Here is a 21,492-nt window from a genome sequence, read left to right on the forward strand (position 1 = left end):
AGGTCCGTTATGCTTAGCTTAATGTGATTAAGCATCGAATTGATTAAGTGCCAATGTAAGTATCCTAAGCCCCACGTAAACCATCAAGACTGCTTATTGTTGCTGTTTGTGTTGCTATATACAGCGCTTCAAATTCTGCTTGGGGTAGAGGCTGACTAAAATAGAAACCTTGGCCGACTTGGCACTGATTTTCTTTCAACCAATCCAATTGCTGCTCGTTTTCAATGCCTTCGGCCACAATGGTCAAATTAAGCTGCTTTCCCAACATTAAAATGGTCGATGCAATTGCGCTATCCCCTGGTAGATCGGAAACGAAACAACGATCGATTTTCATGGTAGTGATAGGCAAATGGCGCAGGTAAGAGAGTGAAGAATACCCTGTGCCAAAGTCATCGACTGCAATACCAAATCCGGCTGATTTCAATTGTTCAAGCTTAGCGATAGCGAGTTCAATGTCGTTCATCAACGAGGTTTCAGTGATTTCAATTTCCAGCAACTCGGGTTGGATTTGATAGCGTAATGCCATCTGTTTGATATCGGGAACTAAACTAGCATCGGCAAATTGCTGTGAGGCAACATTAATTGCAATTGGGATGGCATAGTTATATTTTTTCTGCCATTCCCTAAGTACTTTACAGCTTTGCTCTATCACCCAACGACCTATAGGAATGATGATACCGGTCTCTTCCGCGACGGGAATAAAGGAAATGGGGCTGATGAGTCGTCCGTCTTTTTGCCAACGGATCAAGGCTTCACAGGCGATGACTTTACCTGTTTGCAGATCAAGTTTCGGTTGGAAATACAGTAAAAATTCATTGTTTTTTAACGCATCATGTAAAGATGCTTCAGTGCGTAAACGAACTGCTGCTCGCTCAGTCATCTGTTGTTTGAAGAAGGCCCATTGATTCGAGCCTGCAGCTTTCGCGCTGTACATGGCAATGTCAGCGTGACGGATCAAATCTTCAGCGCTGTTACCGTCTTCGGGATAAATAGAAATCCCAATCGATGCCGCAGGATGAATTGCATGTTCATTTAATTGAATCGGGACATTGAGCTGGATCAGTAGCTTATCTACAAAATCTGCCGCTTGGTCTGGGGTGTGAACTGTATCGGCTAGAATAACAAATTCATCGCCACCTAAGCGGGAAACTGTGCCTTTATCACCAACGAATCGTTCGAGAATGCGGGCGATACGAGCGAGGAATTGATCGCCTAATGCGTGGCCAAGGGAATCGTTGATATTCTTAAAACGGTCTAAGTCGATAAACATCAATGCAAAGCTGCGTTTGTGTACTCGCGAGCGTTGGATAGTGACTGCGATGGTTTCAAGCAATAATGTGCGGTTCGGTAAGCCAGTTAGCGGATCTCGGGTCGCCATTTTGCGCAGTTTGGACTGGGTTTGGCTAAATTGAATAAGAATTTGGTTGAATTTTGAGGTTACCAAGCCGAGTTCATCATCCTTGTGTGCGTTGGACATAGGTAAGAGATTTTCATCCGGAGAGTCGGGTTCGATCTTATCGATGGCTTCACTGATGCGTGCAATAGGCTGAGTCAGGAAGCGATGGAATACCACGGAAAGTACTAAGGTGAGTAAGAGTGCACGAGCGAGAGTAGCAAAAAAACTAAATCTTAACTGCGAGAAGAGGGTGTTTGTGAGTTCTTGGGTATCGTAGAAAACCGTTAATGTACCAATGAGTTGCTGTTGTTGGGTACCTTCAAAATAAAAAGGCCTATACAAAGGGCGAGAAATTTCTTTGAGATCATCAAATAATTTATTACTTAAACTGATAAAAGTCTGTGAGTTATTCTGCTTATTATTACTGACAGAAACAAACATTGAGCCATCGTCCAGCTCAATCACCGCCGAGCCAACATGTTCGACTTTGATGGCACCCTCTAAAGTTTGACGGGCTAAATTATCATCTAATGCCCATACGGCATTTGCTGCAGGTTGTTCAACTGAATCAAGGAGTTCTTGCTGAGTGGTCGTGAGTTGTTGTTTGGTTGATACGACGACTAAAGCGATTTCAACAATAAAAATGGCAATGGCAAAAAATAGGGCAGTAAATACGACTAGGTTAGTTTGTTTCCACGTCAGTGACTTAAAACGGCCTGTCATCGGGCGCATCCTTCATGATAATTATTCACCATCGGCGAGATTTTCCGTATCAATATAAACCGCAACTCTTTGTTGATTTAACCACTTTAGTGAAAAGTTACGTATTTGTCATCATTATCTGCTCTTTATCTATTGATCCGAATTGCAGTATACTTACGCGCGTAATTCAAGGTCATTAATTAAGGAATGGGTCACGTGAATCCTATTGTAAAGAGTTTTGAGTATGGTCAACATACAGTCACCCTGGAAACAGGTGTTATAGCGCGTCAAGCTGATGCAGCCGTTTTAGCGAGTATGGGTGACACGACAGTGTTAGTCACTGTTGTCGGTAAAAAAGATGCAGATGCAGGCCGTGACTTTTTCCCTCTGACTGTTAACTATCAAGAAAAAACCTACGCAGCGGGTAAAATTCCTGGTGGTTTCTTTAAGCGTGAAGGCCGTCCTTCAGAAGATGAGACATTAATCGCTCGTCTGATCGACCGTCCAATTCGCCCTCTTTTCCCTAATGGTTTCAAAAACGAAGTTCAAGTTATCATTACCGTAGTATCTGTCGATCCACAAATCGAGCCAGATATCATCTCCATGATCGGTACTTCTGCGGCACTGGCTATTTCTGGTATTCCATTCAGCGGTCCTTTAGGTGCTGCACGTGTGGGTTACATTGATGGCGAATACGTGTTGAACCCAAGTGTTGCACAACTTGCAACCAGTCAACTGAACTTAGTGGTTGCTGGTACTGCTGGTGCAGTATTAATGGTGGAATCAGAAGCCCAAGCATTACCAGAAGAAGTGATGTTAGGTTCTGTAGTTTACGGTCACGATCAACAACAAGTGGTTATCAAGGCGATTGCTGAATTTAAAGCAGAAGCCGGTAAACCAACTTGGGATTGGACTGCACCAACGCAAGATGCCGATTTAGTTGCCCAAATTAAAGAGCTTGCTGAAGCTGGTTTAGGTGATGCGTATAAAATCCAAGTTAAACAAGATCGTTATGCTCAAGTTTCTGTTGTTAAAGCAGCAGCAAAAGAAGCCTTGTTAGCGAGCAATCCAAGCGTTGATTTACGTGAAGTTGACAACTTACTGGGTAGCTTAGAGAAGAAAGTGGTTCGTGGTCGCATCATCCGTGGCGAGCCACGTATTGATGGTCGTGAACCAGACATGATCCGTGCCTTAAGTGTGTTAGCGGGCGTATTGCCACGTACTCACGGTAGCGCATTGTTCACTCGTGGCGAAACTCAAGCGTTGGTAACTTGTACTTTAGGTACTGAACGTGATGCACAGAAGATCGACAGCATCATGGGCGAGCGCACTAACCGTTTCATGCTGCACTATAACTTCCCTCCATACTCTGTTGGTGAAACAGGCATGGTGGGATCACCTAAGCGCCGCGAAATCGGTCATGGTAAGTTAGCTTGGCGCGGTATTAACGCTGTTATGCCTTCAGCGGCTGAATTCCCATACAGCGTACGCGTTGTATCTGAAATCACTGAATCTAACGGTTCAAGCTCTATGGCGTCAGTATGTGGTACTTCTCTCGCGCTGATGGATGCCGGTGTACCTATCAAGACTTCTGTAGCGGGTATCGCTATGGGTCTAGTGAAAGAAGGCGATGATTTCGTTGTTCTTTCTGACATCTTAGGTGATGAAGATCATTTAGGTGACATGGACTTTAAAGTTGCGGGTACGCGTGATGGTATTACTGCACTGCAGATGGATATCAAGATCGAAGGTATTACTAAAGAAATCATGGATATCGCACTGCAACAAGCCTATGGTGCACGTGTACATATTCTAAACGTGATGGATCAAGCGATTGGTTCACACCGTGATGATATTTCTGATCACGCTCCACGTATCACTGTTATCAAGATCAACCCAGAAAAAATCCGTGACGTTATCGGTAAAGGTGGCGCAGTTATCCGTGCTCTGACCGAAGAAACGGGCACTACGATTGAACTGGAAGATGATGGTACTGTGAAAATCGCTTCTTCAAACGGCGAAGCAACTAAAGAAGCTATCCGTCGTATCGAAGAAATCACTTCAGAAGTTGAAGTGGGTCGTATCTACAATGGTAAGGTTATCCGTATCGTTGATTTCGGCGCATTCGTGAATATTCTGCCGGGCAAAGACGGTTTAGTACACATTTCACAAATCAGTGATGAACGTGTTGCTAACGTGTCTGATCACCTTGAGCTGAACCAAGAAGTTGCCGTTAAGGTGATGGAAGTGGATCGTCAAGGCCGCGTACGTCTGTCAATTAAAGAAGCACAAACGAAAGAAGCTGCTGCTGAATAATGAGTCTTTGACTTATTTATAGGCACACACTTTTTAAGTGATTGCATCAAAAGGAGATCAAATGATCTCCTTTTTTGTTTTGGCATTAAGAAAGTCGGTATTAATCTTAATTCCCTAATAGCGGTCCTGTGGTGGGATTGCTATCATGAAGATTCTTCTGCGTATGTTGGGAATCTAAAAAGGTAGAAATGGATGAGTCTTAAAATTAGAACCGCTGTCGTTGCTGTGCTGGCGAGTGCCAGTCTGTTGTTAGCCGGATGCGCAACCACCCAGTCTCCTTTAGATAACCATAATGATGTTGAAGGTAAATTGGTTGTCGCGCCTGTCATGCCTGATTATAAAGTCGAAGTGACACTGGCAAAACTCAACGAGATTTTGGCTACGGTCGAACTGACGAATGAACAGAGAGCCAGATTTCATTACGATCGTGGTGTGATTTACGACAGTGTAGGCTTAAGACTGCTCGCACGGATTGATTTTATGCAAGCGTTAAAACTTCAGCCTGATCTTGCTGATGCCTATAATTTCCTTGGAATTTATTACACCCAAGAAGGTGAATACGACAGCGCCTATGAAGCCTTCGATGGCGTATTAGAGTTAGCACCTAATTATGATTATGCCTATTTGAATCGCGGTATTGCTTTGTACTATGGCGACCGCATTGATTTAGCGACTAAAGATATGCAGGCGTTTTATGCAGGCGATAATAAAGACGGTTATCGGGCATTATGGCTGTATTTGATTGATTTGAAAGCTGACTCCGTTGAAGCGAAAAAACAGTTAGCGCAGCATCGTCAGAATTTAGAAAATGATGCTTGGGCGACCGTTATCGTCGATTATTATTTAGGTAAAAAAAGCCGTGATGAGGTTTTTTCAGCCGCTAAAGTAGGCTTAACATATCCGAAAGAATATGCTGAACGTTTATGCGAAGCTTATTTTTACCTTGCAAAAATGGCGATAGAAACTAAGCAATATCAAGATGCTGCAAACTATTTTCGCTTAGCATTGGCAACCAATATCTATGATTTTGTCGAACATAGATATGCGCGTATTGAACTCGCCAAAGTCAAAGGTTTGCTCGAAGCCACAAAATAACCTCCCTCAGCCCGAGTTCATCTCGGGCTTTGCCTAGCCAAGCTCGAACTGAGGCGCTATAATTTGCGCCTTTTTAGCGATACAAGTGCATAGGTTAACATGTCAGGCAATAAAGTAGAGGTCGATAAACGTCGCACCTTCGCGATCATATCGCACCCCGACGCGGGTAAAACAACCATTACCGAAAAAGTGCTGTTATTCGGAAACGCTTTGCAGAAAGCGGGTACGGTTAAAGGCAAAAAATCGGGTCAGCATGCTAAGTCTGACTGGATGGAAATGGAAAAAGACCGTGGTATTTCTATTACTACGTCTGTCATGCAATTTCCCTATAGTGGCGCCCTTGTTAACCTACTCGATACGCCTGGTCACGAAGACTTCTCTGAAGATACTTATCGTACTCTGACGGCCGTTGACTCATGTTTGATGGTGATCGACTCTGCTAAGGGTGTTGAAGACCGTACGATCAAGTTGATGGAAGTGACACGTCTGCGTGATACGCCGATTGTGACCTTTATGAACAAACTCGACCGCGATATCCGTGATCCTATTGATCTGATGGATGAAGTCGAAAGCGTGCTGAATATTGCCTGTGCACCTATTACTTGGCCTATTGGCAGTGGTAAAGAGTTCAAAGGTATTTACCACATACTGCGTGATGAAGTGGTCTTGTATCAAGGCGGTATGGGACACACGATCCAAGAGCGTCGTGTAATTAAAGGCATTAATAATCCTGATCTTGAGAAAGCGATTGGCAGTTATGCCGCTGATTTGCGCAATGAGATGGAATTAGTGCGCGGCGCGTCGCATGAATTTGACCATGCAGCTTTCTTGAAAGGCGAGTTGACGCCAGTGTTCTTCGGTACTGCGCTAGGTAACTTTGGTGTGGACCATATTCTTGACGGCATCGTCGAGTGGGCGCCTAAGCCATTACCGCGCGAAAGCGATACACGCGTTATCATGCCTGATGAAGAAAAATTCACCGGTTTCGTGTTCAAGATACAAGCAAACATGGATCCAAAACACCGTGACCGTGTCGCCTTTATGCGTGTGTGTTCTGGCCGTTACGAGCAAGGCATGAAAATGCACCATGTGCGTATTGGTAAAGATGTTAACGTTAGCGATGCATTAACCTTTATGGCGGGCGATCGTGAGCGCGCTGAAGAAGCTTACCCAGGCGATATCATCGGTTTACATAACCATGGCACTATCCGTATTGGCGATACTTTTACCCAAGGTGAAAAATTCCGTTTCACTGGCGTGCCTAACTTCGCCCCTGAAATGTTCCGCCGTATTCGTCTGCGCGATCCGCTTAAGCAAAAACAGCTCTTAAAAGGCTTAGTACAGTTGTCAGAAGAAGGCGCTGTGCAAGTATTCCGCCCAATCGATACTAACGATTTAATTGTTGGCGCCGTGGGTGTGCTGCAGTTTGAAGTGGTTGTTGGTCGTCTTAAGAGCGAATATAACGTTGAAGCCATTTACGAAGGTATTAGTGTTTCGACCGCTCGCTGGGTTTATTGTAAGGATGAGCGTAAGCTTGAAGAGTTCCGCCGCAAGTGTAGCCAAAACTTAGCACTCGATGGTGGTGACAACTTAACCTATATTGCGCCAACTATGGTCAACCTGAATCTTTCGATGGAAAGGTATCCTGATATTGAGTTTGCAAAAACCCGCGAGCACTAATTAGGTTCGGTTTAGAATAGTTGTTGAAATGGCGGTGAATTCACCGCCATTTTTGTATCTAATGAAATCTAAAAACGGTTCTGGATGTGAATGATGGCGAATTGGATCACAAAAACATGGCAGGTTTATATTCAGTGGTGCGACCGCATGGGGCTGACACCCGAAAATCGTCGTTGTTGTATGCCACGCCTTGAAGATCCGCCATTAGCGGTAAAATGTGCCAAAGCTTTGGTGGTTGACGAAACGGTATCACCACCTGAACCTCATTCAATTGGTAAATCGACCGCAGAGTGAGGCATTTACTGTGATTGATACCCACGCCCATTTGGATTTTGCCGAGTTTGATGTTGACCGCGACGATGTGGTGTTACGAATGCACAGTGTTGGCGTAGATAATCTGATTATTCCCGGTGTGTCGCCGCAGCACTGGCACAAACAGCTCGCTGTTGCCGAACAATACCAAACTTATTTTGCCCTTGGTATTCATCCTTGGTTTTGTCCAGAGGATGTTGATGCTGGGATCTTAGCATTAACATCTCAAGTTTCGGCGTTACTAGAATGTCCTCGCTTTGTTGCTATTGGTGAATGTGGCTTAGATAAGCTCTATTCCTCAACTTGGCCTCAGCAGCTCGCATTTTTTGAGGCACAATTAGCTTTAGCTAAGTCCGTTAATCTGCCAGTTATTATTCATAGCGTAAAAGCACATTCAGAGGTTTTAGGGTGTTTGAAAAAGTATCAATTGCCTAGGGGCGGTGTGATACATGCTTTTTCTGGCAGTACTGAAATTGCACAGGAATATATTAAATTAGGTTTTAAGCTGGGAATTGGCGGTTTGATTATGAACCCTAATGCCAAAAAATTGCTCAAAACTGTCTGCGAATTACCGCTTCAGCACTTCATACTTGAGACTGACTCTCCTGCAATGACACCAATAAATGTTACTGAAAAACGTAACCAACCCGCTAACCTTGTTCTTTTTATAGACAAAATTGCCAATTTGCAAAAAAAATCAAGTGTTCTAATATCAGAACACTTGGTGTTGAATGCAATGCAACTGTTTGACCTTTAGCTGTTTTTAAATAAACAGGTGTAGGTCGCACTAGCATTCTGCACTAAGCGATTGAAATTAAACTCCAAAAATATGATCAAAACGACGATTTTCGACTTTGCCTCGGGTATAATCTGACTCGGAAATAGGTTGATTAACAACATAATTAAAAAGTGTTAACAATAGGGTGATGGTTAATGGATATATTAATGAGTTTAGTAGGGGTGGTCACCCTACTTGCGATAGGTTTCCTCCTATCGAATAACAAAAAAGCAATTAATTTACGTACAGTGGGTGTCGCGTTAGCTATCCAAGCTGCCTTCGGTGGTTTTGTACTGTATGTTCCAGTTGGTAAAGACATTCTGAAAGGGATGTCTGATGCGGTTTCTAGCGTTATTGGTTACGCACAAAACGGTATCGGTTTCCTGTTTGGTGATTTAGCTAACTTCAAACTTGGCTTTATCTTCGCAGTTAACGTGTTACCCGTTATTGTGTTCTTCTCTTCTCTGATTGCGGTTCTATATTACTTAGGCGTTATGCAGTGGATCATCCGTATCATCGGTGGTGGTTTACAAAAGGCATTGGGCACAAGCCGTACTGAATCTATGTCAGCAACTGCTAACATCTTCGTTGGTCAGACTGAAGCCCCATTAGTGGTTCGCCCATTCATTCCAACTATGACGCAGTCTGAACTGTTTGCGATCATGGTGGGTGGTTTGGCATCAATCGCGGGTTCAGTATTGGCTGGTTACGCGCAGATGGGTGTACCTATCGAATACTTAGTTGCCGCTTCATTCATGGCAGCACCAGGTGGTCTATTAATGGCTAAACTGATGCACCCTGAAACTGAAGCTGCTAAAAATGACATGAGCGATTTACCAGAAGATCCTGACAAACCAGCTAACGTATTAGACGCCGCTGCTGCAGGTGCTTCATCTGGTATGCATTTAGCCTTAAACGTAGGCGCTATGTTGTTAGCCTTCGTTGGTTTGATCGCTATGGTCAACGGCATTATTGGTGGTGTGGGTGGTTGGTTTGGCGTTGAAGGTTTAACACTTGAACTGATCCTTGGCTATGTGTTTATGCCATTAGCATTCCTTATCGGTGTGCCTTGGAATGAAGCATTAGTAGCAGGTTCTTTCATCGGTCAAAAGATCATTGTTAACGAATTCGTTGCTTACTTAAACTTTGCTCCATATATCTCTGATGCTGCCACTACTTGTACAGCGGTTGCTGCTGAAGTTGTTAAAGGCCTGCCGTTATGCGTTGCTGAAACTCAAGCTGTGATGACTCATAGAACACAAGCGATTATTTCGTTTGCTCTGTGTGGTTTCGCTAACTTGTCTTCAATCGCGATTTTGCTTGGTGGTTTAGGTGCTATGGCTCCTAACCGTCGTCATGATTTAGCTACAATGGGTATTCGTGCGGTTATCGCCGGCTCTTTAGCTAACTTAATGAGCGCAACGCTTGCTGGTTTGTTCTTAGCTATCTAAGTAGCAACAGCTGGGGGAAACCCCACTAACTGGGTCCTGACCATGCAGGGCAGGGCCTAAGTTAATTCAACCATTTTCCAGTAGTGATTCCTGTAGTGAATAGTTTCTCCAATTGAAAGACACAGAATGCAACTGAAGTGTAGCTGTCATTCTGTCTTAAATGTCGTGAGTCTACGGTTACGTTAATTAATCGTAATGCAGAAGTCGCGACTTTGTTCACAATTAAGAATTTTGTGTTTGTGATTTTACGCTAGATTATTGAGATTTTTTTTAATCTAGGTAGAATGCGAACGCCACAAAAAGAACGCTACCCTCGATGGTAGCAAACAAGATAAATGGGGTTGATGATGAAAAACGTTAAAACTTTAGCTTTAGCCGCTACTGCAGTAGCAGCAATCTCTGGCAACGCATTTGCTGCTGATCGTACAGATCTTCACGGTTCTGATTACAAGTGGATGCAGTTCAACGCTATGTACTCTATTGGTGAAAAGCCAGATAACCCAGCAACAGGCGATCAACACAACTACTTAGAAATGGAATTCGGCGGTCGTTCTGGCGTATTCGATCTATACGGTTATGTTGACGTATTCAACTTAGCAAACCAATCAAGCAGCAACGGTGATAAGAACCCTGGTTCTGGCACAAGCAAAATTTTCATGAAGTTTGCTCCACGTGTGTCTATCGATGCTTTGACTGGTAAAGACTTATCTTTTGGTCCAGTTCAAGAAGTTTACTTCTCTACTCTGTTCAACTGGGACGGTCTGAATGGTGAAGGCGTTAACTCTTCATTCTGGGGTGTTGGTGCTGATGTAAACGTGCCTTGGTTAGGCAAAACAGGTATGAACCTATATGGTTTCTACGACCTGAATGCTAAAGAGTGGAACGGATATCAGTTCTCTGCTAACTGGTTCAAACCTTTCTACTTCTTTGATAACAAGAGCTTCCTGTCATTCCAAGGTTACATCGATTATCAATTCGGTGCAGATGAAGACCAAGCTGCTTTCGTACCAAAAACGTCAAACGGTGGTAACATCTTCTTCGGCCTATACTGGCATTCAGATCGTTATGCTCTGGGCTATGGCTTGAAAGGCTTCAAAGACGTTTATCTGTTAGAAGATGGTGCTGGTGCTCTAGCTCTAGAATCAACAGGTTGGTCACACTACCTGTCAGCAACTTACAAGTTCTAATCTCTTGTAATCATTGCTTGTTGGAGCCGCATTATGCGGCTCCATCTTTGTTTTACCATGAGTCTTTATCTAAGCCTATTAGGCTAACAAGTGGGTTTATATAAAGGTTTGTGTTTTTCTCGCGCTAAAATGGATTTTTCGCGGAAAAGTAGGAGCAAGATTTTATTCGTATCCTCTCTTCCGGTCTTCAAGGATTCAAGTCGTGGTCACTTATAAGTTATTTTAAGTGTCAGGATGCCTATTGTTCTTTATGACTTAGGCAAGATTGAATACCTACAACAAGGTAGTTTGTACAAGCAAATTACTCGGCACCGCCTGAAGGCCCGGCCATATAAAAATAATCAAAATAATGCCACCTCTCAAGCGTTGCTTTTATGCGACTGATTTCTATTCATTTAATTTTTATTTTGGAGAGCTATTATGACTGATTTAAAAAAAGCAGCACAACGCGCCATTGAGTTAATGGACTTAACGACTTTGAATGATGACGACACAGATCAAAAAGTGATCGACCTGTGCCACAAAGCGAAAACGGCTGCGGGCAATACTGCCGCTATCTGCATTTATCCACGTTTCATCCCGATTGCACGCAAGACGTTAGATGAGATCGGTGCTGAAGATATCCAAATCGCCACTGTGACTAACTTCCCCCATGGCAATGATGACATTGCCATTGCTGTGCTAGAAACTCGCGCCGCTGTTGCTTATGGTGCCGACGAAGTTGACGTGGTATTCCCATACCGCGCACTGATGGAAGGCAATGAAACAATTGGTTTTGAATTAGTTAAAGCCTGTAAAGAAGCCTGTGGTGAAGTCTTGTTAAAAGTCATCATCGAATCTGGCGTGTTAGCTGATCCTGCACTTATCCGCCGTGCATCAGAGCTTTCAATCGATGCAGGTGCTGACTTTATTAAAACCTCTACTGGTAAAGTGCCTGTAAACGCCACACTTGAAGCCGCTGAAATCATGTTAACTGTGATTAGCGAGAAGAATACACAAGTAGGCTTCAAGCCTGCCGGTGGTGTGCGTGATGCTGCACAAGCGGCTGAATTCCTTGGTGTTGCTGAGCGTATTTTAGGTGCTGAATGGGTTTCACCACGTACCTTTAGATTTGGTGCTTCAAGTTTACTAAACAGCTTGTTACACACACTAGAATTAGCTGATGCGCCTAAGCCGACTCAAGGCTATTAATTGCAAACTATCGCTGATTAATACTATCAGCGTATAGCGAGCCTAATTAAGTGTGACCTAAATCTATTTGGCAAACTCAAAACTTCGATAGTATGAACTTGTAATATTGCTACAGTTTTGATGTTTCATTGCAAAGATAAGCACTAGCGACAGGGTTGTTAGTGTCTATCTTGGAGGCAGTATCATGTTTCTAGCTCAAGAGATTATTCGTAAAAAACGTAATGGTTTAGCGCTAAGTTCCGCAGAAATACAGTTTTTTGTTCAAGGTATCACTACTAACGCAGTGTCCGAAGGCCAGATTGCCGCATTAGGCATGGCTGTGTACTTTAATGACATGAACATGGATGAAAGAATCGCTTTAACAACAGCGATGCGTGATTCTGGCACTGTACTTAATTGGCAGTCATTGGGACTCAATGGCCCTGTTATCGACAAACACAGCACTGGCGGTGTGGGTGATGTGATTAGCCTCATGCTTGGCCCTATGGCTGCGGCTTGTGGTGGTTATGTGCCTATGATTTCTGGACGTGGCCTAGGTCATACGGGCGGCACGCTCGATAAGTTTGATGCCATTCCGGGTTATCAAACTGAGCCATCAAGTGAATTATTCCGCAAAGTGGTTAAAGAAGTCGGTGTTGCGATTATTGGTCAAACAGGCGATCTCGTTCCTGCCGACAAACGTTTCTATTCTATCCGCGATAATACCGCCACCGTTGAATCCATTTCCCTCATCACAGCGTCGATTTTGTCTAAGAAATTAGCCTGTAATTTAGATGCGCTAGCGATGGATGTGAAAGTCGGTAGTGGTGCTTTCATGCCAACCTATGAAGCATCGGAAGAATTAGCTCGCAGTATTGCAGCTGTTGCTAATGGCGCGGGCACTAAAACGACAGCTTTGCTTACCGATATGAATCAAGTGCTTGCATCTTGCGCCGGTAACGCGGTTGAAGTGAAAGAAGCCATCGACTTTTTAACGGGTGCTTACCGTAACCCGCGTTTATATGAAGTCACTATGGGTCTTTGCGCTGAGATGTTGCTTCTGGGCGGTCTTGCAAGCAATGAAGCCGATGCTCGCGCTAAACTGAATCGTGTACTCGACAATGGTCGCGCTGCAGAACTCTTTGGCAAGATGGTGTCGGGTCTTGGTGGTCCAGTCGATTTTGTTGAAAACTACAATAAATACCTACCGCAATCACAAATTATTCGTCCAGTTTTTGCCGATATGAAAGGTTATGCCTATAGCATGGATACCCGTGAATTAGGTTTAGCGGTTGTGACCTTAGGTGGCGGCCGCCGTAAGCCCGGTGATGCACTAGACTATAGTGTTGGCTTAACTCAAGTGTGTGCTTTAGGCGATAAAGTAGATTCATCGACTCCGATTGCCGTTATCCATGCACAGTCTGAAGCCGCCTTCGCGGAAGCTGAACTTGCGGTGAAAAAAGCGATTCACATTGGTGAAACCGCTCCAGAAAAAACACCTGAGATCTATGCCTATATTCGTGCATCGGATCTTTAAGGAAGAATTATGAAACGTACCATTATTATGATGTTGGACTCCTTTGGAGTCGGTGCTTCTGCTGATGCAGCAAGCTTTGGTGATGTCGGTTCCGATACTTTTGGTCATATTGCTAAAGCATGCGCCGAAGGCAAAGCCGATATTGGCCGTGAAGGTCCGCTGAAATTACCTAACTTAGCGCGCTTAGGTCTAGGCCATGCGGCGATGGAAAGTACTGGCGCCTTTGCACCCGGTTTTGGCGATAATGTTGAGCTGATTGGTGCTTATGGTCATGCACAAGAGTTAAGTTCGGGTAAAGATACGCCGAGCGGTCACTGGGAGATGGCGGGCGTGCCCGTACTATTCGAGTGGGGTTATTTCAGCGAGCATCAAAATTCTTTCCCTAAAGAACTGACGGATAAGATCTTAGCCCGTGCAGGTCTGGATGGATTCTTAGGTAATTGCCATGCCTCAGGTACAACCATTTTAGAAGAGTTAGGCGAAGAGCACATGCGCTCTGGCAAGCCTATTTTCTACACCTCTGCTGATTCAGTATTCCAAATCGCTTGTCATGAAGAAACCTTCGGTTTAGACAATCTCTATCGTCTTTGCGAAATAACCCGTGAAGAGTTAGAGCCTTACAACATAGGTCGCGTCATTGCCCGTCCATTTGATGGTACTGGTCCAAGTGATTTTGCCCGTACCGGCAATCGTAAGGATTATTCGCTCGCGCCACCTGCAAAAACTGTACTCGATAAGCTGAAAGAGGCTGGCGGTGAAGTGGTGAGTGTAGGCAAGATTGCCGACATTTATGCTTACTGTGGTATCACTAAAAAAGTGAAGGCGAACGGCTTAGAAGCACTTTTCGATGCGACCTTAGCCGAAGTGAAATCTGCGGGTGATAACACTATCGTGTTTACTAACTTCGTTGATTTCGACTCTCACTACGGTCATCGCCGTGATGTTGCTGGCTACGCCAAAGGGCTGGAATATTTTGATGCCCGTTTGCCTGAAATGCTCGCATTATTAGGTGAAGACGATCTGCTGATTTTAACGGCGGATCACGGTTGCGATCCAACATGGCAAGGTACGGATCATACTCGTGAATATGTGCCAGTATTAGCCTTTGGCGCTGGATTGAAAGCAGGTTCTTTGGGGCGTCGTAAGAGCTTTGCCGATATCGGTCAATCTATTGCTAGCCACTTTAAGCTTGAACCTATGGCCTATGGTGAATCTTTCCTTTAGGCAAATTAGCATTTATTTCGATTTGGCGGCTGACATTTGCCGCCAGTAAACAAAGACTTAAGTCTTAATAAAATAAACAGGGGTTATTTCGATGGCAACACCACACATTAATGCTGTAGAGGGCGCATTCGCTGAGACAATGCTGTTTCCAGGCGATCCATTACGTGCAAAATATATTGCTGAAACATTCTTAGAAAATGTTGAGCAAGTGACTGATGTTCGAAACATGCTAGGTTTTACTGGTACTTACAAAGGTAAGCGTATTTCAGTAATGGGTTCTGGCATGGGTATTCCTTCATGCTCTATCTATGCAACTGAATTAATTCGTGATTACGGCGTTAAGAACCTGATCCGTGTGGGTACTTGTGGTGCGATCAGCACTGACGTTAAAGTACGTGACGTGATCATCGGTATGGGTGCATGTACTGACTCAGCGGTTAACCGTTTACGTTTTAAAGGCCAAGATTTTGCCGCTATCGCTAACTATGAGCTGATGAATGCGGTTATCGAATCTGCGAAAGCTCGTGGCACTAAAGTTCGCGTAGGTAACATTTTCTCTGCGGACCTGTTCTACACTCCTGATCCACAAATGTTTGACGTGATGGAGAAGATGGGCGTATTAGGCGTTGAAATGGAAGCGGCTGGTTTGTACGGTGTTGCCCATGAGTTTGGTGCGCGTGCCCTGTGCGTTGTGACTGTATCTGACCATATCCGCACCGGTGAAAAGACTTCTGCAGAAGAACGTCAAACCACATTCAATGACATGATTATCATGACATTAGAAGCGGCGATTACACTGTAACTGTGATTCTGTAAGAGTGTGCTACTGAAAAAAGGGTTCGCAATGCGAACCCTTTTTTATGCCAATTTTTAGCGGCTGTTCTATTCGACTTTGTTATTAATGGTTTGGTTATTAGAAATTGCTTGTTTAAGGCTTATCTAGAGCTTAGCTATCTAGGTGTAGTGATTTTCCTATCTATTGAGATCGAGATTAACCTGTTGAATCTGTGTCGAGATCGCTTGGCTCATTGAGCGTTTTTGGCGTCGAGGTTTCGGCCGCAGCGGCTGTCGCTTTAGTCGCATGTTTTACCCGGCGGACACTTTTAACTTTAGGTTTCATCTTTACAGGTGCCGCTTGAACCGCATCGTTTGTCGCGTTTTCAACTGCTGTATTATCCTGTAATTCCAATGATTTTTTTGACGTTTTTTCGGCCTTAGTTTGCACGCTGGTCTGAGTGAGCTTATCGGTATTTGCCTCTGTCACTGCTTTTGGCGCCTTAGTGGGTTTAGCCGCTTTTTCTTGTGGATTATCAGTGGTCGACACCAGTTGATCTTCGGTTAGCACTTGCGTCAAACCATCATTAACACTTTCTGATGGCTCTTCAGCTATGGATCGTTTCTTAGGTTTTTTCGGCGCTTGACGCAACTTAACCCTAAAGCGGCGGCGGTCGAAGTCGGCACGTTTGAAAGACAAAGAGCGTGAAAGCAACATACCAATCAAGCCTGCAACCAACAGCATGATTTGTTGTTGCTCCATGTTTAAATTATGGGCTTCTTTGATTTCATTGAAAAATAACTTGGTATCAAGCCTGACTTCGACATAACCTAGATTTTTCCCTTCTTGGATCACGGGCTCTACATAGGGAGGATATTTGCTTAGCAGCAAATTCATTTCTTCCGAGTCAGGATCAACTACATCCTTAGTGATGCTTTGAGCGAAGGATAGCCGCATGCCTTGGTCACTGAAGATGGCGGCGGACATCACCTTAGGATCTTCGACTAAAGCGCTGGCGAGCCATTGCAACTGCTCGTCATTTTGCAGTTGTAGCGCGGGCGCGGCACCATAAGCGGTTTGCTGTACCAGTAATCTGGCCATCTTTTGAGTTTGGGACTTTAGAAGCAGCTGACCTTGTAGTAGGCTTGTTTGCCACAATTGTACTAAGCCGAATATCAAGGCGAAGGCGGCGGCAATTTGGATCAGTCTACTGATTTTATGGCTTTTCTTTAGCCCTTTAAGATATAACACTTTGACCCTTAAAATGTAGAGCGCTTGCCTAATCATAATTGATTCTGAGTGAGCCCGATAGTTGGAGAATTTAAGTCCGATGGAAAGCTTGAACCAAGATGCGCTTTTTTTGTGGTTAGTCTCTGACCATTCCCCAAGGTTTGAACGCCAAGGGCAAGTGTTTGAACGTTATCAAGAGTCAGCAAACCCCGCTGGTGTTTCACGTGTGCGAATTATTTATCAAGATGCCGCGGTAGAGGCGACAATATCGGCCTGGATAGCGCAATTGCCTCAGTCTAACGTTATCGGTATCGCCCATATCGAACGCCAAGTTGGTTTACATTGTATCGAGTTGGCACTGGTAAATTTGCCTTCTCAGGCGCAGTTAGCGGCATTCCCGCAGTCTTTAGCTGAATTGCATGTCATCAATTTTGATTTGCCTTGCTTGAATCATCCCGGTTTATTAGTGATGGACATGGATTCAACGGCGATTCAGATTGAATGTATTGATGAATTAGCGGCCATGGCAGGCGTTGGCGAGCGCGTGGCGGCGATTACTGAACGTGCTATGCAAGGTGAGCTAGATTTTGAGCAGAGTTTGCGCCAGCGCGTGGCACAGCTTAAGGGCGCTGATGCCAGTATTATCACGACCTTGTGCGACAACTTGCCTTTGATGCCAGGGCTTGAGCCTATGCTTTTAGAGCTTAAATCCCATGGCTGGCGTTTAGTGGTGGCATCTGGCGGCTTTACGCCTTTTGTTGGCCATTTAAGGCTGCTGTTAAACTTAGATGCGGCCTTTGCTAATGAGTTAGTGATCACTGACGGTAAACTTGCGGGTGAAGTAACGGGTAAAGTTGTGGATGCGCAGTTTAAAGCAGATGTGGTTGAGCGTTGCAGTGAGCAGTGGCAAATTCCAAAAGGCCAAAGAGTCGCGATCGGCGATGGCGCGAATGATATTCCTATGGTGATGGCAGCGGATTTTGGTATCGCTTTCCATGCCAAACCTAAGCTGGCTGCGGCGGCGGATGCCAATATTCGCCATCTCGACCTGCGGGTTCTACCTTATCTGCTACAAATCTAGGTTATTCATTTATTTAAATATAAGTCTGGATAGAGACTGAGTTAGAGCAATGACTCTTGTCTTTTATTGATGAGCTGGTAGTTTAGGGATATTGATAAACTACCAGTGACTTATTTTGACTCAGCTCGCCCAAGGCTCAATTTCGACCATTTCACAGTCTTCAATCTACCTGCCGTACCGCGATGGTCAACTGCATCTACGCCAGTTATTACCGGCTGCGCCTGATTTTTCTAAGACGCCTATCCTCATGCTCCATGGCGCTATGTCTAACGGTCGGGTGTTTTATAGCCAGAGTGGCCGTGGTCTTGGTTGTTATTTAGCGAAGGCGGGATTTGTGGTGTATGTGCTGGATACTGCAGGAAGAGGGCTCAGCTTGCCTAAAATTGATCGTGATTTTACCTTAGGGCAGGGTGAAGTGATCCGCGAGCAGTTACCTTTAGTGCAGCAGGCGATTCTCGATTTACATCAAAAAGTCTGCCAAGAGCAGACGACTCATAAAGCCGTGGCGCCTTCGCAGGTGCATTGGTGTGCCCATTCATGGGGCGGTGTGTTGATGGCGAGTAGTTTGGCCCGATATCCTGATTTGCAGCAAAGCGTTCGTTCACTGCTTACTTTCGGTAGCAAACGGACAATTCGGGTTAAATCCTTCAAAAAGTGGTTAATGGTTGATGTTTTTTGGAATCGTTTAGCGCCAGGTTTAGCGATGGGACAAGGTTACCTCGCCGCCGATAAGCTGCGCATTGGTATGGACAATGAGAGCCGCGCCTCATTAGTTCAAAGTATCGATTGGGTGCGGGGCGATTGGATCGATCACGATGATAGATTTGATTATGCGAAAGCGGCAAAGCATGCTCATTGGCCACCGGCTTGGTTTATCTCAGGGCAAAACGATACTGTGTTGGGGCATCCAGAAGATGTGGCGGATATGGTCGTAGAGTGTGGTTTTAAACGGGTTAAATCGACGCTTCTCTCTAAGGATAATGGCTTTAAGCATGACTATGGTCATGCAGATATGCTGACGCATTTAGATGCCACCAGTGATCATTTTCCTAAGATAAGGGATTGGTATTTAAGTTTTGATCTGGCGGTATTGAACAATTAAGACTGCTTTTTATGAAGTACTGGGTATCTTAATTCGACTTCTTGGGTAATATCTAACAGTTCGCCGACACCAATCACACGCCATAACTGTTCTTCTAACTGCTTAGCTTTATGGTTTGCATGAATATTAATGTATTCCAATTCACGGCGTAGGTAGTTCATGTCTGGCTTCTCTGTCGCGCCGCGATAAATGCGTAGGGCGAGGAACCTGCCTAATGCTTTGCTCTGATTGATAAAGGTTATCTGTGCTTCGACATCACCGATTTCAGTTGCAAGAGTGCACTTTAAAAAGATTTTTCCGCGAGATTGACGAATTAACTGAATAAACACTTCAATAAAATCCATGTCCTGTTGAGGTTTCATTTGACGGATAGGTTCGAGAATATCTTGCTTAAAAAAACCGTCTTTTAGCAGTGGCGCTAAATTATATTGCAGGGTATCTGAGGTGCCCGCGGCAAAAATATCGCTGATCTCATCCTGTTGTGTACCAACGCCTAAACAAGCGACTTGGGCAGATTTTGTCGTTTTTTCAACAAAATAGGGCACAGAATGTAAATCATGCATCAAAATATTTTTTAAACCATCGGCAAGTTCTTTGATTTCACTATTGTTTTCGGTGAGTTGCTCTAATTTTTCTTTGTTATGGGCAATAAGTTTATTTAAAAATTCGACCCCAACATGGGGCGTATGGCCCATAACGGCGGTTAAATGCAAGGTTACACCATTCTTGCGGGTACGCACTAAGCGGTAGGGGAGGTTATCTAGCTGTGTTTTGCCTGCTATGGTTTGGAGCTTTGGGAAGCTTAACAGTAGTGGTTTATTTGATGAAAAATCGGCAGGATTATCCAAGGTTAATTGCATGCCTCGGCTAGAAATATCTAAAGTAATGCCCGTGGCTTTGTGCTTGTCTTGAGTCACATTAACTAAGGTTTTAAAGGCGAAACGCGCCTCTTGGCGTCGCTCGCTAAACTGCATGGAAACTAACTTAATTTGATTGGTGGTCAGTCTTTGTTGACCAAAGGTTTTTAGGGCGTTGGCATTACTATCGTCTTGCCAAGCTTTGTAATGGCCTCTGGTATCTTCGTTGCTGATTTCGATGAGCTGAAGCAAATGACTAAATTGTGATAATTGTTGTTCGACCAATGGGCTGAATTTAGCCTCATCGCCCGGCAGGGTTGCGCGGCGATAGCCCTTATCATGATAAATTTTATCTTGGGTAACTTTAAAGATCCGCCAGCTGGGCTTGGTCGATGCAAAGCCTAGGAATAAAGGCATCATGCCCTTAGCTTTAAGCTCTGCTAAGGTGGCAGAGTAAAAATATAAGCAACCTTGAGCATTATAGGTAAAGCTAAAAAATAGTCCATGGTCGGGATTTTCAGGATGATTAAGTAGCGCAGATAAACGGCTTGGTGTCAGCATAGCTGGTAACTGGCTCACATCATTTTCATCTTGAAAATAATGCACTATCTGCTGGTTGTCTCGGCTGAGTAGCATGTGGCTCAAACCTTGAGTTTGAGTATTGAAATATAAAGGTAAGTGCGGCAAATGGGGTAAATAATGACGCTCAAATCCAAGCCCTGTTGCTGTGACTATCACATCATTCACATCTACTTTGTAACGCAGTTTGTAGCCGCGGATTAAATTGCCAAGCATTTCACTTAAGGCTTCGCTGCCCCCAATACGTTTGAGTCTTAACCAAATATATTCGCCATTGGTTTGGCTATCGACAACCTCATAGTCAACACCGAGCTGGAGATCGGGATAGTAAAACTCTTCACTGAGTTCCAGTAATTTTATTTTAAGGGGATGGTCGAGATCGAAGGGATGGTTGGCTGCAAGACGAATACGGGCACCACCTACGGATAAATCTGCAGTTATCCCTTGTACTTCACCACGGCCGGTTTGCGATGCTGCGATGCGAATACTGTAATTCATCCGCTCTTCTGTGCGGTTGAAATAACTGCCTAATACCACGCCTGGCACCATAAAAGGCTCTGACTCAGCGGCTTCCACTTGCGTGACATTTTGGCGCAACTTTAACCGACGTTGTTGGTGAGCATTGAGCACATACTCGTATACTCCCAAGGTATATTGGTTGCGAAACAGTGACATGGCCTCATGCATACTGTTTTTGGCGGGTTCATCTAAAAAATGTCGCTGTTGACCTAACATCACTTCAACACAAGGAAGCTCAGATTTATCCCTGAGATCGATAATTCGCGTGCATGGTGAAGCCAAGCGACTGAGTTCCATTTTCACTAGAAAACGGGTCGAATTGGTTTCATCTATCGTCAGCTGATGGAAAATCTCTTGGAAGTTAGGTTCCATGAGCAATGGCTTGAGCTGTTCGATGAGTGCACTATGGTTATCTAGACTCATGTAGGGTTCTTTTTAATGCTTATTTTGTATTGGGCTGTTAGTCTTATGTCGGCAGTATTCGCAGTTACTTAAATTGAT

General features: G+C 44.4%; 16 protein-coding genes. 13 read left to right on the top strand and 3 right to left on the bottom strand.

Annotated elements, in window-relative coordinates; all coding sequences use genetic code 11:
- Positions 1–64 precede the first annotated feature (64 nt).
- The gene (locus tag L5M18_RS00365; protein ID WP_105251701.1) at positions 65–2,119 is read right to left on the bottom strand and encodes a putative bifunctional diguanylate cyclase/phosphodiesterase; all 2,055 of its coding nucleotides are present in this window, start codon (positions 2,117–2,119) and stop codon (positions 65–67) included.
- Positions 2,120–2,314: 195 nt separating this feature from the next.
- Between L5M18_RS00365 and pnp the strand changes: the two genes are divergently transcribed.
- The 11 genes from pnp (at position 2,315) to deoD (ending at position 15,650) form a co-directional block, all read left to right on the top strand.
- Entirely contained in the window at positions 2,315–4,414 is a 2,100-nt protein-coding gene (gene pnp, locus L5M18_RS00370; protein ID WP_105251702.1) for a polyribonucleotide nucleotidyltransferase, read from the top strand.
- A gap of 192 nt (positions 4,415–4,606) precedes the next feature.
- Positions 4,607–5,509: a lipoprotein NlpI gene (gene nlpI / locus L5M18_RS00375; protein ID WP_168822816.1), complete on the top strand. Its 903-nt coding sequence runs from the start codon at positions 4,607–4,609 to the stop codon at positions 5,507–5,509.
- A 99-nt stretch (positions 5,510–5,608) separates the two neighbouring features.
- Positions 5,609–7,189, top strand: a complete 1,581-nt coding sequence (prfC, locus tag L5M18_RS00380) for a peptide chain release factor 3 (RefSeq protein ID WP_263195670.1) — start codon at positions 5,609–5,611, stop codon at positions 7,187–7,189.
- A gap of 90 nt (positions 7,190–7,279) precedes the next feature.
- Positions 7,280–7,483, top strand: a complete 204-nt coding sequence (locus L5M18_RS00385; RefSeq protein WP_263195671.1) for a hypothetical protein — start codon at positions 7,280–7,282, stop codon at positions 7,481–7,483.
- A gap of 10 nt (positions 7,484–7,493) precedes the next feature.
- Positions 7,494–8,258, top strand: a complete 765-nt coding sequence (locus tag L5M18_RS00390; protein ID WP_263195672.1) for a TatD family hydrolase — start codon at positions 7,494–7,496, stop codon at positions 8,256–8,258.
- A 176-nt stretch (positions 8,259–8,434) separates the two neighbouring features.
- A complete protein-coding gene (locus L5M18_RS00395; RefSeq protein WP_263195673.1) occupies positions 8,435–9,730 on the top strand; it encodes a NupC/NupG family nucleoside CNT transporter in 1,296 nt (431 codons plus the stop codon).
- A 347-nt stretch (positions 9,731–10,077) separates the two neighbouring features.
- The gene (locus L5M18_RS00400; protein WP_263195674.1) at positions 10,078–10,917 is read left to right on the top strand and encodes an outer membrane protein OmpK; all 840 of its coding nucleotides are present in this window, start codon (positions 10,078–10,080) and stop codon (positions 10,915–10,917) included.
- A gap of 420 nt (positions 10,918–11,337) precedes the next feature.
- Entirely contained in the window at positions 11,338–12,108 is a 771-nt protein-coding gene (gene deoC, locus L5M18_RS00405; RefSeq protein WP_219234627.1) for a deoxyribose-phosphate aldolase, read from the top strand.
- Positions 12,109–12,292: 184 nt separating this feature from the next.
- Positions 12,293–13,624, top strand: coding sequence for a thymidine phosphorylase (deoA, locus tag L5M18_RS00410; protein WP_263195675.1), 1,332 nt, complete (start codon positions 12,293–12,295; stop codon positions 13,622–13,624).
- Positions 13,625–13,633: 9 nt separating this feature from the next.
- Entirely contained in the window at positions 13,634–14,848 is a 1,215-nt protein-coding gene (locus tag L5M18_RS00415) for a phosphopentomutase (RefSeq protein WP_212599321.1), read from the top strand.
- Positions 14,849–14,939: 91 nt separating this feature from the next.
- Complete coding sequence (gene deoD, locus L5M18_RS00420; RefSeq protein WP_113939310.1) at positions 14,940–15,650, top strand: purine-nucleoside phosphorylase; 711 nt, start codon at positions 14,940–14,942, stop codon at positions 15,648–15,650.
- A gap of 189 nt (positions 15,651–15,839) precedes the next feature.
- On the opposite strand, the gene L5M18_RS00425 is transcribed toward deoD, so the two are convergent.
- A complete protein-coding gene (locus tag L5M18_RS00425) occupies positions 15,840–16,874 on the bottom strand; it encodes a YtjB family periplasmic protein (RefSeq protein WP_263203618.1) in 1,035 nt (344 codons plus the stop codon).
- Positions 16,875–16,953: 79 nt separating this feature from the next.
- Between L5M18_RS00425 and serB the strand changes: the two genes are divergently transcribed.
- Positions 16,954–17,934 carry a phosphoserine phosphatase SerB gene (serB, locus tag L5M18_RS00430; protein WP_263195677.1) on the top strand — a complete coding sequence of 327 codons (981 nt, stop codon included), beginning with the start codon at positions 16,954–16,956 and terminating at the stop codon, positions 17,932–17,934.
- Between the two features lie 115 nt (positions 17,935–18,049).
- Positions 18,050–19,036 (top strand): alpha/beta fold hydrolase, encoded by a 987-nt coding sequence (locus L5M18_RS00435; protein ID WP_263195678.1) that lies wholly within the window; start codon positions 18,050–18,052, stop codon positions 19,034–19,036.
- Here the strand turns inward: L5M18_RS00435 and L5M18_RS00440 are convergent.
- Positions 19,033–21,414, bottom strand: a complete 2,382-nt coding sequence (locus L5M18_RS00440; protein WP_263195679.1) for a PilZ domain-containing protein — start codon at positions 21,412–21,414, stop codon at positions 19,033–19,035. The two genes, L5M18_RS00435 and L5M18_RS00440, sit on opposite strands and share 4 nt — an antisense overlap.
- Between the last annotated feature and the right edge of the window lie 78 nt (positions 21,415–21,492).

Source organism: Shewanella sp. SM20, from assembly GCF_025654545.1.
Taxonomy (GTDB): domain Bacteria; phylum Pseudomonadota; class Gammaproteobacteria; order Enterobacterales; family Shewanellaceae; genus Shewanella; species Shewanella oncorhynchi.

Coding starts and splice junctions, on each gene's coding strand:
- serB (WP_263195677.1), top strand. CDS start 16,954: ATGGAAAGCTTGAACCAAGATGCGCTTTTTTTGTGGTTAGTCTCTGAC.
- deoC (WP_219234627.1), top strand. CDS start 11,338: ATGACTGATTTAAAAAAAGCAGCACAACGCGCCATTGAGTTAATGGAC.
- deoD (WP_113939310.1), top strand. CDS start 14,940: ATGGCAACACCACACATTAATGCTGTAGAGGGCGCATTCGCTGAGACA.
- L5M18_RS00400 (WP_263195674.1), top strand. CDS start 10,078: ATGAAAAACGTTAAAACTTTAGCTTTAGCCGCTACTGCAGTAGCAGCA.
- prfC (WP_263195670.1), top strand. CDS start 5,609: ATGTCAGGCAATAAAGTAGAGGTCGATAAACGTCGCACCTTCGCGATC.
- L5M18_RS00415 (WP_212599321.1), top strand. CDS start 13,634: ATGAAACGTACCATTATTATGATGTTGGACTCCTTTGGAGTCGGTGCT.
- L5M18_RS00440 (WP_263195679.1), bottom strand. CDS start 21,414: ATGAGTCTAGATAACCATAGTGCACTCATCGAACAGCTCAAGCCATTG.
- L5M18_RS00365 (WP_105251701.1), bottom strand. CDS start 2,119: ATGACAGGCCGTTTTAAGTCACTGACGTGGAAACAAACTAACCTAGTC.
- L5M18_RS00385 (WP_263195671.1), top strand. CDS start 7,280: ATGATGGCGAATTGGATCACAAAAACATGGCAGGTTTATATTCAGTGG.
- L5M18_RS00395 (WP_263195673.1), top strand. CDS start 8,435: ATGGATATATTAATGAGTTTAGTAGGGGTGGTCACCCTACTTGCGATA.
- nlpI (WP_168822816.1), top strand. CDS start 4,607: ATGAGTCTTAAAATTAGAACCGCTGTCGTTGCTGTGCTGGCGAGTGCC.
- deoA (WP_263195675.1), top strand. CDS start 12,293: ATGTTTCTAGCTCAAGAGATTATTCGTAAAAAACGTAATGGTTTAGCG.